The sequence below is a fragment of the Streptomyces sp. NRRL B-1140 genome, assembly GCF_001280065.1.
GTDB lineage: Bacteria > Actinomycetota > Actinomycetes > Streptomycetales > Streptomycetaceae > Streptomyces.
Genome location: NZ_LGEA01000136.1, coordinates 61,484 through 75,467, shown reverse-complemented (window position 1 = coordinate 75,467; position 13,984 = coordinate 61,484). Strand labels below are relative to the sequence as shown.

General features: G+C 66.8%; 23 protein-coding genes. 1 reads left to right on the top strand and 22 read right to left on the bottom strand.

Annotated features, from left to right (window positions below):
- Positions 1 to 16: 16 nt before the first annotated feature.
- Positions 17 to 460, bottom strand: a complete 444-nt coding sequence (gene rplM / locus ADK65_RS32270; RefSeq protein WP_033308956.1) for a 50S ribosomal protein L13 — start codon at positions 458 to 460, stop codon at positions 17 to 19.
- 217 nt (positions 461 to 677) lie between these two features.
- Positions 678 to 989, bottom strand: coding sequence for a hypothetical protein (locus tag ADK65_RS32265; RefSeq protein ID WP_053674531.1), 312 nt, complete (start codon positions 987 to 989; stop codon positions 678 to 680).
- 74 nt (positions 990 to 1,063) lie between these two features.
- Here ADK65_RS32265 and ADK65_RS32260 point away from each other — a divergent pair, with 74 nt between their 5' ends.
- Positions 1,064 to 1,933: a hypothetical protein gene (locus ADK65_RS32260; RefSeq protein ID WP_053674530.1), complete on the top strand. Its 870-nt coding sequence runs from the start codon at positions 1,064 to 1,066 to the stop codon at positions 1,931 to 1,933.
- Between the two features lie 7 nt (positions 1,934 to 1,940).
- Here the strand turns inward: ADK65_RS32260 and truA are convergent, their stop codons facing one another.
- From truA to rplN, 20 genes are all read right to left on the bottom strand, one after another.
- Positions 1,941 to 2,795, bottom strand: coding sequence for a tRNA pseudouridine(38-40) synthase TruA (truA, locus tag ADK65_RS32255; protein ID WP_053674529.1), 855 nt, complete (start codon positions 2,793 to 2,795; stop codon positions 1,941 to 1,943).
- A gap of 144 nt (positions 2,796 to 2,939) precedes the next feature.
- Positions 2,940 to 3,434 carry a 50S ribosomal protein L17 gene (rplQ, locus tag ADK65_RS32250; protein WP_053674528.1) on the bottom strand — a complete coding sequence of 165 codons (495 nt, stop codon included), beginning with the start codon at positions 3,432 to 3,434 and terminating at the stop codon, positions 2,940 to 2,942.
- 181 nt (positions 3,435 to 3,615) lie between these two features.
- Positions 3,616 to 4,638, bottom strand: a complete 1,023-nt coding sequence (locus ADK65_RS32245; protein WP_003966937.1) for a DNA-directed RNA polymerase subunit alpha — start codon at positions 4,636 to 4,638, stop codon at positions 3,616 to 3,618.
- Positions 4,639 to 4,792: 154 nt separating this feature from the next.
- On the bottom strand, positions 4,793 to 5,197 hold the full coding sequence (rpsK, locus tag ADK65_RS32240; protein ID WP_003956432.1) for a 30S ribosomal protein S11: 405 nt from the start codon (positions 5,195 to 5,197) through the stop codon (positions 4,793 to 4,795).
- Between the two features lie 64 nt (positions 5,198 to 5,261).
- Positions 5,262 to 5,642 carry a 30S ribosomal protein S13 gene (gene rpsM / locus ADK65_RS32235; RefSeq protein WP_004984507.1) on the bottom strand — a complete coding sequence of 127 codons (381 nt, stop codon included), beginning with the start codon at positions 5,640 to 5,642 and terminating at the stop codon, positions 5,262 to 5,264.
- A gap of 194 nt (positions 5,643 to 5,836) precedes the next feature.
- On the bottom strand, positions 5,837 to 5,950 hold the full coding sequence (gene rpmJ / locus ADK65_RS32230; RefSeq protein ID WP_003974245.1) for a 50S ribosomal protein L36: 114 nt from the start codon (positions 5,948 to 5,950) through the stop codon (positions 5,837 to 5,839).
- A gap of 60 nt (positions 5,951 to 6,010) precedes the next feature.
- Positions 6,011 to 6,232, bottom strand: coding sequence for a translation initiation factor IF-1 (gene infA, locus ADK65_RS32225; protein WP_003948620.1), 222 nt, complete (start codon positions 6,230 to 6,232; stop codon positions 6,011 to 6,013).
- Positions 6,233 to 6,468: 236 nt separating this feature from the next.
- Positions 6,469 to 7,305, bottom strand: a complete 837-nt coding sequence (gene map / locus ADK65_RS32220; RefSeq protein ID WP_053674527.1) for a type I methionyl aminopeptidase — start codon at positions 7,303 to 7,305, stop codon at positions 6,469 to 6,471.
- 132 nt (positions 7,306 to 7,437) lie between these two features.
- On the bottom strand, positions 7,438 to 8,100 hold the full coding sequence (locus ADK65_RS32215; protein WP_053674526.1) for an adenylate kinase: 663 nt from the start codon (positions 8,098 to 8,100) through the stop codon (positions 7,438 to 7,440).
- A complete protein-coding gene (gene secY, locus ADK65_RS32210; protein WP_053674525.1) occupies positions 8,100 to 9,413 on the bottom strand; it encodes a preprotein translocase subunit SecY in 1,314 nt (437 codons plus the stop codon). The genes ADK65_RS32215 and secY overlap by 1 nt, the downstream gene beginning before the upstream one ends.
- Positions 9,414 to 9,657: 244 nt before the next feature.
- Positions 9,658 to 10,113, bottom strand: a complete 456-nt coding sequence (gene rplO, locus ADK65_RS32205) for a 50S ribosomal protein L15 (RefSeq protein ID WP_030839644.1) — start codon at positions 10,111 to 10,113, stop codon at positions 9,658 to 9,660.
- A 2-nt stretch (positions 10,114 to 10,115) separates the two neighbouring features.
- Entirely contained in the window at positions 10,116 to 10,298 is a 183-nt protein-coding gene (rpmD, locus tag ADK65_RS32200) for a 50S ribosomal protein L30 (protein ID WP_003974250.1), read from the bottom strand.
- Between the two features lie 2 nt (positions 10,299 to 10,300).
- Positions 10,301 to 10,906: a 30S ribosomal protein S5 gene (rpsE, locus tag ADK65_RS32195; RefSeq protein ID WP_009190144.1), complete on the bottom strand. Its 606-nt coding sequence runs from the start codon at positions 10,904 to 10,906 to the stop codon at positions 10,301 to 10,303.
- Positions 10,907 to 10,947: 41 nt separating this feature from the next.
- Positions 10,948 to 11,331 carry a 50S ribosomal protein L18 gene (gene rplR, locus ADK65_RS32190; protein WP_007494754.1) on the bottom strand — a complete coding sequence of 128 codons (384 nt, stop codon included), beginning with the start codon at positions 11,329 to 11,331 and terminating at the stop codon, positions 10,948 to 10,950.
- A 3-nt stretch (positions 11,332 to 11,334) separates the two neighbouring features.
- On the bottom strand, positions 11,335 to 11,874 hold the full coding sequence (gene rplF / locus ADK65_RS32185) for a 50S ribosomal protein L6 (RefSeq protein ID WP_053674524.1): 540 nt from the start codon (positions 11,872 to 11,874) through the stop codon (positions 11,335 to 11,337).
- A gap of 24 nt (positions 11,875 to 11,898) precedes the next feature.
- Positions 11,899 to 12,297, bottom strand: coding sequence for a 30S ribosomal protein S8 (gene rpsH, locus ADK65_RS32180; protein WP_030839654.1), 399 nt, complete (start codon positions 12,295 to 12,297; stop codon positions 11,899 to 11,901).
- 239 nt (positions 12,298 to 12,536) lie between these two features.
- The gene (locus ADK65_RS32175) at positions 12,537 to 12,722 is read right to left on the bottom strand and encodes a type Z 30S ribosomal protein S14 (protein ID WP_003948630.1); all 186 of its coding nucleotides are present in this window, start codon (positions 12,720 to 12,722) and stop codon (positions 12,537 to 12,539) included.
- A 5-nt stretch (positions 12,723 to 12,727) separates the two neighbouring features.
- Positions 12,728 to 13,285 carry a 50S ribosomal protein L5 gene (rplE, locus tag ADK65_RS32170; RefSeq protein WP_003992366.1) on the bottom strand — a complete coding sequence of 186 codons (558 nt, stop codon included), beginning with the start codon at positions 13,283 to 13,285 and terminating at the stop codon, positions 12,728 to 12,730.
- A complete protein-coding gene (gene rplX / locus ADK65_RS32165; protein ID WP_053674523.1) occupies positions 13,285 to 13,608 on the bottom strand; it encodes a 50S ribosomal protein L24 in 324 nt (107 codons plus the stop codon). The genes rplE and rplX overlap by 1 nt, the downstream gene beginning before the upstream one ends.
- A 2-nt stretch (positions 13,609 to 13,610) precedes the next feature.
- Positions 13,611 to 13,979, bottom strand: coding sequence for a 50S ribosomal protein L14 (gene rplN / locus ADK65_RS32160; RefSeq protein WP_003998823.1), 369 nt, complete (start codon positions 13,977 to 13,979; stop codon positions 13,611 to 13,613).
- Positions 13,980 to 13,984: the final 5 nt, after the last annotated feature.

Sequence of the window (13,984 nt, the reverse complement as noted above, 5' to 3'; positions counted from 1 at the left end):
TAGGGGGTGGCCGGACTTACTGCGCGACCTGGGTGATCTCGAACGGCTGCGGCTGCTGCGCGCCGTGCGGGTGCTGGTCACCCTTGTAGACCTTCAGCTTCGAGAGCATCTGACGGCCCAGCGTGTTCTTGGGGAGCATGCCCTTGACGGCCTTCTCGATGGCCTTCTCGGGGTTCTTGTCGAGCAGCTCGTCGTAACGGACGGAGCGCAGACCACCCGGGTAGCCGGAGTGGCGGTACGCCATCTTCTGGGTCCGCTTGTTGCCGGACAGGTGCACCTTGTCGGCGTTGATGATGATGACGAAGTCACCAGCGTCGACGTGGGGCGCGTAGATCGGCTTGTGCTTGCCCCGGAGGAGCGTCGCGGCAGTGGTGGCGAGACGACCCAGGACAACGTCCTGAGCGTCGATGACGTGCCACTGGCGCGTCACATCGCCGGGCTTGGGGCTGTACGTACGCACGGTTCGTAGCCTTCGCTTCGAGTGAATGGTCCATAACTGGTCACCGAAACGATCACGACAGCCTGGACCGCACTGCGGCGACGCATACCGCGTACGTGGGGTCGCTGGTCATCGGCCCGGTGGACCGGTGTAAGGGCCCGTCCCGTGAGAATGAGCAAGCCAATACACAACGAACAAGCAGAATACCGGGGCGCAGCACAAGGGTCAAAACGCGGTATCACCGCAGCCGCTCGGTCACCGAGACGCACAGGGCGGCACAGAGGGTGACGACCCTGCGCAGCGTCCGCCGCCGCGGCGGCCTCACATACGGAAACACCGACGAGACCAGCACGTCCACCGCCACCGCGGCACACCATCGCAGCACGGACCGGCCACCGCGCGGGCGGCGGACCGCCCCCAGCGCCCCCACCACGACCGACGGCCACACCCCGGCCGCCAGGACCGGCCAGGACAGCAGACACCCCAGCAGCACCAGGGTCGGCAGCAGTCGCCCCAACCACCCGCAGATGTCGCCTTTGCCCGTGCGCATGGGAGGAACGCTAGGGGCTCGGGGGCCCAACCGGGCGGACCAGCACGCCCCTTGTCCCGTCTAAGATGCGCCCCATGAGCTATGGGCAGGGGGGACCTCAGTCCCAGTGGGATCCCTGGAAACCGCAGTCGCAGCAGCCCTGGAACAGCGGCGGGGGCGGCCAGTCTCCGGACTGGGCTGCGCTCGCTGAGGCCTCCGAGGCCCGCAACAAGCGACGACGGGTCCTGCTGATCGGCGGCGGCGCGTTCGCCACGGCCGCGATCGGCACCGCCGTCGCGGTGGCCGTCGTCTCGGCGGGCGGCGACAACAAGGGAAACCCGACCTCGCTGCCTTCGTCCGACATCCCGAGCCAGTCCGCCTCGGCCCCGTCCTTCGCCCCGACCAGCGCCCCGCCGCCGCTGGACCCGAAGGATTTCATCGCCAGCGCGAAGAAGGACAAGGCCCCGCTCAGCCCGGACACGCTCTTCCCCGGCACCCAGCTCACCGTGGGCGAGACCGTCTACAAGAAGGGCCCCACGGCGGACACGAGGGACTGCGCCTCGGCGGCCGGCGGTACCCTCCCCAAGATCCTCACCGGGAACGACTGCACCCGTCTGATACGGGTGACCTACGTCAAGGACGGCATCGCGGTGACGGTCGGCGTGGCCGTCTTCGACACCGAGGCCCAGGCCGCCAAGGCAAGGGGCCAGAGCACCAAGAAGAGCTACATCAAGTCGCTCTCCGGCGGCGGTGTGAAGGCCTTCTGCGAGTCCGGTTTCTGCCGCACCACCAGCAACTCCTACGGCCGCTACGCCTACTTCAGCAACGCCGGCTTCACCAGCGGCAAGAACGTGACGCCCAAGGACACCGCGGTCTACAGGACCGGGGACGACCTGGCCCAGTTCACGTTCAACCAGATCCGCCGCCGCGGCGAGGCCCAGGCCTCGGCCGCGGCGAACGAGTGACCGGACCTCAGCAGCAGCCGGCCGACGGCAGCGACCGCTTGTTGCGCGCCTCCCTGCTGCGCGCGGCGAGCAGTTCGTCGGCCGGGTAGCCGACCTCCTCCAGCGTCAGCCCGTGCGGCCGTACGACGTGCACGGCCGAGTCCCGCACCCCGGCCGCCAGCACCTTGCCCGGCCAGTCGGCCGGCCGGTGCCCGTCCCCGACGAACAGCAGCGCCCCGATGAGCGAGCGCACCATGTTGTGGCAGAAGGCGTCGGCCCGCACGGTGGCGGTGATGATCCCGTCGTCACCGCGCACCAGGCTCAGCTCCTGCAGCGTACGGATGGTGGTCGCCCCCTCCCGTTTCTTGCAGTAGGCCGCGAAGTCGTGCTCGCCCAGCAGCCCCCGGGCGGCCTCGTTCATGGCCTCGACGTCGAGGGGCCAGTCGTGCCACAGCACATGGCCGCGCAGCAGTGGGTCGACGCCGCCGGGGTTGTCGGTGACCCGGTAGGCGTACCGCCTCCAGACCGCCGAGAAACGGGCGTTGAAGCCGCTGGGCGCCTCCCGGAGGGCCCAGACCCGTACGTCCCGGGGCAGCCGGCCGGCCAGTCGCTTCAGCAGCTTCTGGTGGTGCTCGGCCCACACCTCACGCGGCAGATCGACGTGCGCGACCTGCCCCCGAGCGTGCACACCGGCATCGGTACGCCCCGCGACGGTCAGCTCGTACGTCTCCCCCGACCGCGTCACCGTCCGCAGGGCGTCCTCGATCTCCCCCTGCACGGTGCGCCGCCCCCCGGCCTGCTTGGCCCACCCGGAGAACTCACTCCCGTCGTACGACAGATCCAGCCGGACCCGGACGTGCCCGGCCTCTACTTCGTCACTCACCCCAGGATCCTCTCAGCAACACAAAGGCGGGCCCGCCCCCTGCAAAGGGAACGGACCCGCCAACAACGCCCTCAGGGGCGCGGGGAACTGCGCGAACAGCCACGTCGAACCGCAAGCCGCCTGCGGACAGCCCCCGGCAGACGCTTACGCGTCCTTGGACTCCTCGGCGTCCTTGGACTCCTCGGCCTTGGTCGTGTCGACCTGAGCCTCGGCAGCCTCGGCGTCCTTCGCGGCGCGCTTGGTCGCGGCCTCGGCCTCGCCCGTCGCCTCCTGCGCCACCGTCAGCGCCTCGACCAGCTCGATGACGGCCATGGGCGCGTTGTCGCCACGGCGGTTACCGATCTTGGTGATGCGGGTGTAGCCACCCGGACGGTTCTCGTAGCGCGGGCCGATCTCGGTGAAGAGCGTGTGCACGATGCTCTTGTCCGTGATGACCTGGAGCACCTGACGGCGGTTGTGAAGGTCGCCCTTCTTCGCCTTGGTGACCAGACGCTCGGCGTACGGACGCAGCTTGCGCGCCTTCGCCTCGGTGGTGGTGATGCGGCCGTGCTCGAACAGCGCCTTCGCGAGGTTCGCGAGGAGGAGCTTCTCGTGCGCGGCGCTGCCGCCCATACGGGCACCCTTGGTGGGCTTCGGCATGGTGTTTCTCCTAGGTGTCTGCCCCGGCCGTATCAGGTACCGGGGTCAGTATCTGAGCAGACGGTTGCCTGTCAGAGATCCGGGAGCCGCCCCGCAGGGGCGCTCCCGGAAGGGGCGCGGGGAACTGCGCGACAAGCCACAGCGCACCCGCGCCCGAGAACGGACCGGACGGCCCGAGCTCTTAGTACTGCTCGGTCTCCACGAAGCCCGCGTCCGCGTCGTCGTCCGCGCCGAACGCGTCCGCCGCAGCGGTCGGGTCGAACCCGGGAGGCGAGTCCTTGAGCGCCAGGCCCATACCCGCCAGCTTCGCCTTGACCTCGTCGATCGACTTCGCACCGAAGTTGCGGATGTCGAGCAGGTCGGCCTCGGAACGCGCCACGAGCTCACCCACGGAGTGGATGCCCTCGCGCTTGAGGCAGTTGTACGACCGAACGGTGAGCTCCAGCTCCTCGATCGGCAGCGCCAGGTCGGCGGCCAGGGCGGCGTCCGTGGGGGACGGGCCCATGTCGATGCCCTCGGCGTCGATGTTGAGCTCGCGGGCCAGACCGAACAGCTCGACCAGGGTCTTGCCGGCCGACGCCATGGCGTCACGCGGACGCATGGCCTGCTTGGTCTCGACGTCGACGATCAGCTTGTCGAAGTCGGTCCGCTGCTCGACACGCGTGGCCTCGACCTTGTACGTGACCTTGAGGACCGGCGAGTAGATGGAGTCGACCGGGATCCGGCCGATCTCCTGGCCGACCTGCTTGTTCTGCACGGCGGAGACGTAACCGCGGCCGCGCTCGACCGTCAGCTCCATCTCCAGCTTGCCCTTGCCGTTGAGCGTGGCGAGGACCAGGTCGGGGTTGTGCACCTCGACACCGGCCGGGGGCGCGATGTCGGCGGCGGTGACCAGACCCGGGCCCTGCTTGCGCAGGTACATCACGACCGGCTCGTCGTGCTCCGAGGAGACGACCAGCTGCTTGATGTTGAGGATCAGGTCGGTGACGTCCTCCTTGACGCCCGGCACGGTGGTGAACTCGTGCAGGACGCCGTCGATGCGGATGCTGGTGACAGCGGCACCGGGGATCGACGACAGGAGGGTGCGGCGCAGGGAGTTGCCGAGGGTGTAACCGAAGCCCGGCTCCAGCGGCTCGATCACGAACCGGGAGCGGAACTCGTCGACGACCTCTTCGGTCAACGAGGGACGCTGAGCGATCAGCATGTGTGGATCAGATCCTTCTTTCGTGGGCGCCCGCTATTTGACGCCCGACGGAAACCGCACCGGGAAAGTGCGGGTACTGCAAGGGTACGGGCGATACGGCCCTTTTACGGAGCCGTACCGCCCGGAACCACGGTCTGCGCGAAGCAGCCTCGCGTCAGACGCGGCGGCGCTTCGGCGGACGGCAGCCGTTGTGCGGGGTCGGGGTGACGTCCTGGATGGAGCCGACCTCGAGGCCCGTGGCCTGCAGGGAGCGGATCGCGGTCTCACGACCGGAACCCGGGCCCTTCACGAACACGTCGACCTTGCGCATGCCGTGCTCCTGGGCGCGGCGGGCAGCCGACTCGGCGGCCATCTGCGCGGCGAACGGCGTGGACTTCCGGGAGCCCTTGAAGCCGACGTGGCCGGCGGAGGCCCAGGAGATCACGTTGCCGGACGGGTCCGTGATCGAGACGATCGTGTTGTTGAACGTGCTCTTGATGTGCGCGTGGCCGTGAGCGACGTTCTTCTTTTCCTTGCGGCGCACCTTCTTGGCAGCGCCCTGACGACCCTTGGGGGGCATCTATAACTCCTACGGGAGGTGGTCGGTCCTACAGCGAAGACCGTGGACAGGCGTCCGCTGTGGACTACTTCTTGCCCGGCTTCTTCTTGCCGGCGATGGCGCGACGCGGACCCTTGCGGGTACGAGCGTTGGTGCTGGTGCGCTGACCGCGGACGGGCAGACCACGACGGTGACGGAGACCCTGGTAGGTACCGATCTCGACCTTGCGGCGGATGTCGGCCTGGATCTCGCGACGGAGGTCACCCTCGGTCTTGATGTTGTTGTCGACGTACTCGCGGATCGCGACCAGCTGCTCCTCGGAGAGGTCCCGAACACGGGTGTTCGGGTCCACGCCGGTGGCGGCCAGCGTCTGCTGGGAGAGGGTCCGGCCGATGCCGAACACGTAGGTGAGGGCGATCTCCACGCGCTTTTCGCGCGGGATGTCAACACCGGAAACGCGTGCCATTCAATGGCTCCAGTTACTTGTCGGAGGTCTTCCACAGAACCGACGCCCAGCCGCCGTACCAGGTACGAACTGGGTCCCCAGCCTCCGAACCGGGGGTGTCAGGCGGACGCTCGTTCGCCTGGGTCCTGCGTATGAACATATTCAGCTCGCGTCGCGCGAATCTCTGCGAAGGGTGCAGAGGGATCGGTCGTGCGTCAGCCCTGGCGCTGCTTGTGGCGCGGGTTGTCGCAGATGACCATGACCCGGCCGTGACGGCGGATCACCCTGCACTTGTCGCAGATCTTCTTGACGCTCGGCTTGACCTTCATTAGGTGAGGTTCTCCGGGTCAGTGCCACCACCCCGCCCGGAAGCGGGATGCGGGCAAGATCTACTTGTAGCGGTAGACGATCCGGCCACGGGTCAGGTCGTACGGAGACAGCTCCACCACGACCCGGTCGTCAGGGAGGATGCGGATGTAGTGCATGCGCATCTTGCCGCTGATGTGTGCCAGGACCTGGTGGCCGTTCTGGAGCTCGACCTTGAACATGGCGTTCGGCAGAGACTCGACGACAGTGCCCTCGATCTCGATGGCACCTTGCTTCTTGGCCACGCTTCGCCCTTCGAATCGACTACCTTGATCGACTCTGCGCGGGCCGCATGCAGGCATGCGGGTACACAAGAGCCGACGAGTCAGTCTACGACAGGGCCCTCAGAAACACGAATCGAGAGAGTCTGCCCCGGCACGCAGGGCTTTAAGCGCGCGCCCAAGGGGCGCGGGGAACTGCGCGACCAGGCCCCACGCACCCGCAGCCGCCGTCGGGCAGGCCCACCCGCCCCGGAAGGCGATCAGGCCAGCGGATCCGGCGCAGCAACGACGCCCAGCTCGGCGAGCTTCGCCTTCCCCCCGTCGGGAGACGTCAGCACGAGCGGCCCCTCCTCCGTCAGAGCGACCGAGTGCTCCCAGTGCGAGGACCACGTACCGTCCGTCGTGATGACGGTCCAGTCGTCCTCGAGGACCTCCGTCTTCGCCGTCCCCAGGGACACCATCGGCTCGATGGCCAGGCAGAAGCCGGGCACCAGCTTCGGGCCCTTGCCGCGCCGCCGGTCGACGTAGTTCAGCAGGTGCGGGTCCATGTGCATCTCGGTGCCGATGCCGTGGCCGCCGTAGTCCTCGATGATCCCGTACTTGCCGCCGCCGGGCTTGGGCTGGCGGCGGATGTACGTCTCGATGGCCCGGGACACGTCGACCAGGCGGTTGCCCTGCTTCATGGCGGCGATGCCGGCCCACATCGACTCCTCGGTCACCCGGGAGAGCTCGACGAGCTCCGGAGCGTGACCGGAGCCCACGAAGGCCGTGAAGGCCGCGTCGCCGTGCCAGCCGTCGATGATCGCGCCGCAGTCGATGGAGATGACGTCCCCGTCCTTGAGGACGACGTCGTCGGACGGGATGCCGTGGACGACGACCTCGTTCACCGAGGTGCAGATCGTCGCGGGGAAGCCGCCGTAGCCCAGGAAGTTCGGCTTGGCGTTGTGCTCGGCGAGCACCTTGCGCGCGACCTGGTCCAGATCCTTCGTCGTGGCCCCGGGGACGGCGGCCTCACGGGTCGCCGCGTGGATGGCGGCGACGACCAGCCCCGCCTCACGCATCTTGGCGATCTGCTCGGGGCTCTTGATCTGCACCATGGGAGCTACGGCCTTTCTGGACCTTCGGCGACGACGAACGCCTTCAACGATACGGGGCCGCGAGAGAGGCCCCCTCCACACAGCAGCCGCGGTACCCCGAGGGGAACCGCGGCCGTAGCTGCGTACGGACGGCTACCGGCCGTCCTCGCCACGCTTCAGCGCCTCCATGGCGCGGGTCGTGACGTCCTCCACCTTGCCGAGCGCGGAGATCGTGACCACCAGGCCCTGGGCCTTGTAGTAGTCGATGATCGGCTCGGTCTGGGTGTGGTAGACCTCCAGGCGCGTGCGCACCGTCTCCTCGGAGTCGTCGTCGCGCTGGTACAGCTCGCCGCCGCAGACGTCGCAGACGCCGTCCTTGGCCGGCTGCTTGTACGTCACGTGGAAGACGTGCGAGGAGTCGTTGCGGCAGATGCGCCGGCCGGCGATCCGCTTGACGACCTCGTCCTCGGGGACCTCCAGGTCCAGCACCGCGTCGAGCTGCATGTTCTCGGTCTCGAGCAGCTCGTCGAGCGCCTCGGCCTGCGAGACGTTGCGCGGGAAGCCGTCCAGCAGGAAGCCGTTCTCGGCGTCCGGCTGCTCCATGCGGTCCTTCGCCATCGCGATGGTGACCTCGTCGGGGACGAGATTGCCCGCGTCCATGTAGGACTTCGCCAGCTTGCCGAGCTCCGTCTGCCGGCTGATGTTGGCGCGGAACAGGTCGCCCGTGGAGATGTGCGGGATCGACAGGTTCTTGGCCAGGAACGCGGCCTGCGTTCCCTTGCCGGCACCCGGCGGCCCGACGAGGACGATTCGCATCAGCGGAGGAACCCTTCGTAATTGCGCTGCTGGAGCTGGCTCTCGATCTGCTTCACGGTCTCGAGACCGACACCCACGATGATCAGGATGCTGGTCCCGCCGAACGGGAAGTTCTGGTTTGCCCCGAAACCAGCCAACGCCATCGTCGGCACGAGAGCGATCAGTCCCAAGTACAGCGAACCCGGCCAGGTGATCCGGTTGAGTACGTAGCTCAGGTACTCAGCGGTCGGTCGGCCAGCCCGGATGCCCGGGATGAAGCCACCATACTTCTTCATGTTGTCGGCGACTTCCTCGGGGTTGAACGAGATCGCGACGTAGAAGAAGGCGAAGAAGACGATCAGCAGGAAGTACGTAGCGATGTAGTACGGGTGATCGCCCTTGACGAAGTGTTGCTCGATCCAGGTCTTCCAGCCCGAAGTACCTCCCGCGAACTGAGCGATCAGCGCCGGGATGTAGAGCAGCGACGAGGCGAAGATGACGGGGATCACACCCGCCTGGTTCACCTTGAGAGGGATGTAGGTGGACGTACCGCCGTAGGAACGACGGCCGATCATCCGCTTGGCGTACTGGACCGGGATGCGGCGCTGGGCCTGCTCGACGAAGACAACCAGGCCGACCATGGCGAAGCCGACCAGGATGACCGTGCCGAACTCGATCCAGCCGCCGGCCAGGGAGCCCTCCTGCTTGATGGCCCACAGGGCGGACGGGAAGGTGGCGGCGATCGAGATGAACATCAGGATCGACATGCCGTTGCCGATGCCGCGGTCGGTGATGAGCTCACCGAGCCACATCACGGCGGCCGTACCGGCGGTCATCGTGATGACCATGGTGATGGTGACGAAGATCGACTGGTCGGGGACGATCTGGCTGGCCACCGGGCAGCCCGAGAAGAGAGCGCCGCTGCGGGCGGTGGCGACGAGGCCGGTGCCCTGGAGGATGGCGAGGGCGATCGTCAGGTAGCGGGTGTACTGCGTGATCTTCGCCGTGCCGGCCTGGCCCTCCTTCTTCAGGGCTTCCAGGCGCGGGATCACCACGGTCAGCAGCTGCAGAATGATGCTCGCCGTGATGTACGGCATGATGCCCAGCGCGAAGATCGTGATCTGCAGCAGCGCGCCGCCGCTGAACATGTTGACCAGGCCGAAGATGCCCTGGTTGGCCTGGGCGTTGTCGATACAGGTCTGGACGTTCCGGTAGTCGACGCCGGGGATCGGGATGTGCGTACCGACCCGGTAGACCACGATGATGCCGAGCGTGAAGAGCAGCTTCTTGCGCAGGTCGGGCGTCCTGAACGCCCGGGCGAACGCGGTGAGCACGGTGCCTCCTGCGACCCCCGCGCAACTGCGTCAAGGGTGACGTCTTGAGAGTCCAATAGAACAACGACATGGGTAACGGTCAACTGCCGCTCAGAGTGCCCGAAGTGAAGCACCCTGTGAAAAGAGGGCAGTGCAGGCCACCTTACCGGCGAGACTGCCGCCCTAGGAACGACCGACCGGGGATACCCCTTATGTGGAGTATCCCCGGTCGGGATCGTTCAGGTCATCGAGACGCCTGTGGTGTTCAGACGAGCTCGGTGACGGAACCGCCGGCGGCGGTGATCTTCTCCTTGGCAGAGCCGGAGACGGCGTCGACCGTCACCTGCAGCGCCACGGAGATCTCGCCCTGGCCGAGGACCTTGACGAGGCTGTTCTTGCGAACGGCCCCCTTGGCCACCAGACCCTCGACGGTGACCTCGCCACCCTCGGGGTAGAGCGCGGCCAGCTTGTCGAGGTTCACGACCTGGAACTCGGTCTTGAACGGGTTCTTGAAGCCCTTCAGCTTCGGGAGACGCATGTGGAGGGGCATCTGGCCACCCTCGAAGCGCTCCGGAACCTGGTAACGGGCCTTCGTGCCCTTGGTACCACGACCGGCCGTCTTACCCTTCGACGCCTCACCACGACCGACACGGGTCTTGGCGGTCTTGGCGCCCGGGGCAGGACGGAGGTTGTGGATCTTGAGCGGGTTCTGCTCCGCCATGATCAGTCGACCTCCTCGACCGTCACGAGGTGGCGGACGGTGTGCACCATGCCGCGGAACTCGGGGCGGTCCTCCTTGACGACCTGCGTGTTGATGCCCTTGAGACCAAGGGAACGCAGGGTGTCACGGTGGTTCTGCTTGCTGCCGATGTAGGACTTGACCTGCGTAATCTTGAGCTGCGCCATGATTACGCACCCGCCCCGGCACGCGCACGGAGAAGAGCCGCGGGGGCGACGTCCTCGAGGGGCAGACCACGGCGGGCCGCGATCTCCTCGGGACGCTGCAGACCCTTCAGGGCCTCCACGGTCGCGTGCACGATGTTGATCGCGTTGTCGGAGCCGAGCGACTTCGACAGCACGTCGTGGATACCGGCGCACTCGAGCACGGCACGCACCGGACCACCGGCGATAACACCGGTACCGGGCGACGCGGGCTTCAGGAGCACGACGCCGGCAGCCTTCTCACCCTGGATCGGGTGCGGGATGGTGCCCTGGATACGGGGGACCTTGAAGAAGTGCTTCTTGGCCTCCTCAACACCCTTGGCGATGGCGGCCGGCACCTCCTTGGCCTTGCCGTAACCGACACCCACGGTGCCGTCACCGTCGCCCACCACGACCAGCGCGGTGAAGCTGAAGCGACGACCACCCTTCACAACCTTGGCGACGCGGTTGATCGCGACGACGCGCTCAACGTACGCGGTCTTCTCGGCGGCAGCAGCGCCGCCGTCACGGCCCTTCCGGTCCCGCCGCTCGCCGCCACCGGCACCGCCACCGCGGCGCTGGGGTCCAGCCATTGGAATTACCTCTCTCTGTTTCCGCTAGCTACGGAACCGACTCAGAACTTGAGTCCGGCCTCGCGGGCGGCGTCCGCCAGGGCGGCGATGCGCCCCGCGTACTGGTTACCACCACGGTCGAACACGACGGCCTCGACACCGGCGGCCTTGGCGCGCTCGGCGACCAGGGCGCCGACCTGCTTGGCCTGCGCGGACTTGTCGCCCTCGCCACCGCGGATCGAGGTGTCCAGGGTGGACGCCGACGCCAGGGTGTGCCCCTTGATGTCGTCGATCACCTGGGCCACGATGTGGCGGTTCGAGCGGGTGACGACCAGGCGCGGACGCTCCGCCGTACCGTTGATGTGCTTACGGATACGGATGTGGCGGCGCTTGATCGCGGCGCGCTTGTAGGCGTCGCCCTTAAGGATCTTCTGCCCGTATGCCATGGCTTACTTACCCGCCTTTCCGACCTTGCGGCGGATGACTTCGCCCTCGTACTTGACGCCCTTGGCCTTGTACGGGTCGGGCTTGCGCAGCTTGCGGATGTTGGCCGCAACCTCGCCGACCTTCTGCTTGTCGATGCCCTCGACCGAGAAGCGGGTCGGGGACTCCACCTTGAAGGTGATGCCCTCGGGGGCCTCGACCAGGATCGGGTGGCTGTAGCCCAGGGAGAACTCCAGGTTGGAGCCCTTGGCCAGGACACGGTAGCCGACACCGCTGATTTCGAGCTTCTTGACGTATCCCGTGGTCACACCGGTGATCATGTTCGCCACCAGCGTGCGGGACAGGCCGTGCAGGGCCTTGCTCTGCCGCTCGTCGTTCGGCCGCAGCACCTGAAGGGTGCCGTCCTCGGCCTTCGCGATGTCGATCGGCGCGATGACGGTGTGGGTCAGTTCGCCCTTGGGGCCCTTGACCGAGACCGTACGGCCGTCGATGGTGACGTCCACGCCGGCGGGAACCGGGATGGGGAGCTTGCCGATACGCGACATTGCTGTCTCTCCTCCGTTCCCGAATTACCAGACGTAGGCGAGGACTTCCCCACCCACGCCCTTCTTCTGCGCCTGCTTGTCGGTCAGGAGACCGTGGGACGTGGAGATGATGGCCACGCCCAGGCCGCCGAGAACCTTCGGCAGGTTGGTGGACTTCGCGTACACCCGGAGACCGGGCTTGGAGATCCGCTTGATGCCCGCGATGGAGCGCTCACGGTTGGGGCCGAACTTCAGCTCCAGGACGAGGTTCTTGCCGACCTCGGCGTCCTCGACCTTCCAGCCCGTGATGAAGCCCTCCTGCTGGAGGATCTCCGCGATGTGCGACTTGATCTTGGACGCCGGCATCGTCACAGAGTCGTGGTATGCCGAGTTCGCGTTCCGCAGACGCGTCAGCATGTCTGCGATCGGATCAGTCATGGTCATGAATTGGCCTTCGGCCTCTCTCGCCGGGGTTTCCTGGTGCGCCATCCCTCTCCCCGATCCGAGACGGGACGGGTGCGGCGCGGTGGACCTACGGCGTAGTAAGCATTCAATGAGCGGACAGGTGTCCGCGGTACGGGCGGCGGCAGACGCCCAACCCCACAAGCCTAAGCCATGCGGGCCGGGCGTCCTGCCACCCCTACGTGCTTACCGAGAGCCCTGCGAATCCCTTATAAGGGGGATTACCAGGAGCTCTTGGTCACGCCCGGCAGCTCGCCACGGTGAGCCATCTCACGAAGGCACACGCGGCAGAGGCCGAACTTGCGGTACACGGAGTGCGGGCGGCCGCAGCGCTGGCAACGGGTGTAGCCACGCACACCGAACTTGGGCTTGCGAGCAGCCTTAGCGATCAGAGCCTTCTTCGCCATCTCGCTCACGCCTCCTTGAAGGGGAAGCCGAGGTGACGAAGGAGCGCGCGGCCCTCAGCGTCGTTGGTCGCCGTGGTCACCACGGTGATGTCCATACCCCGGGTGCGGTCGATCTTGTCCTGGTCGATCTCGTGGAACATGACCTGCTCCGTGAGACCGAAGGTGTAGTTGCCACGGCCGTCGAACTGCTTGGGGGACAGGCCGCGGAAGTCGCGGATGCGCGGCAGCGCGAGCGACAGGGTGCGGTCCAGGAACTCCCACATGCGGTCGCCACGAAGCGTGACGTGGGCACCGATCGGCTGGCCCTCACGCAGCTTGAACTGCGCGATGGACTTGCGGGCCTTGGTGACGGCCGGCTTCTGACCGGTGATCGTGGTGAGGTCCTTGATGGCACCCTCGATCAGCTTGGAGTCGCGGGCGGCGTCGCCCACACCCATGTTGACCACGATCTTGACGAGACCGGGGATCTGCATGACGTTCTCGTACTTGAACTCGTCACGCAGCTTGCCCGTGATCTCCTCACGGTACTTCTGCTTCAGACGCGGGCTGGTGGTGGTCGTCATCAGATGTCCTCACCCGTCCGCTTGGCAACGCGGATCTTGTTGCCTTCGTCGTCGAAGCGGTAACCGACGCGGGTCACGACCTTGTTGCCGTCCTTCTCCACGACCAGCTGGACGTTGGAGACGTGGATCGGCGCCTCGGTGGTGACGATGCCGCCGGCCTGCGAACCGCGAGCCGTCGGACCGGCCTTGGTGTGCTTCTTGACCCGGTTGACACCCTCGACCAGGACGCGCTCGTCGCGCGGGTAAGCGGCAATGACCTTGCCCTGCTTGCCCTTGTCCTTACCGGTGATGACCTGGACCAGGTCGCCCTTCTTGATCTTCATGCTTACAGCACCTCCGGCGCGAGCGAGATGATCTTCATGAACTTCTTCTCGCGCAGCTCACGGCCGACCGGGCCGAAGATACGGGTGCCGCGAGGGTCGCCGTCGTTCTTCAGAATGACGGCGGCGTTCTCGTCGAAGCGGATGTACGAGCCGTCCGGACGGCGGCGCTCCTTGACGGTGCGAACGATGACCGCCTTGACGACGTCACCCTTCTTCACGTTGCCACCGGGGATCGCGTCCTTGACGGTGGCGACGATGACGTCACCGATACCCGCGTAGCGGCGACCGGAGCCACCGAGCACACGGATGCAAAGGATCTCCTTCGCACCAGTGTTGTCGGCGACACGCAGTCGCGACTCCTGCTGGATCACGTCTA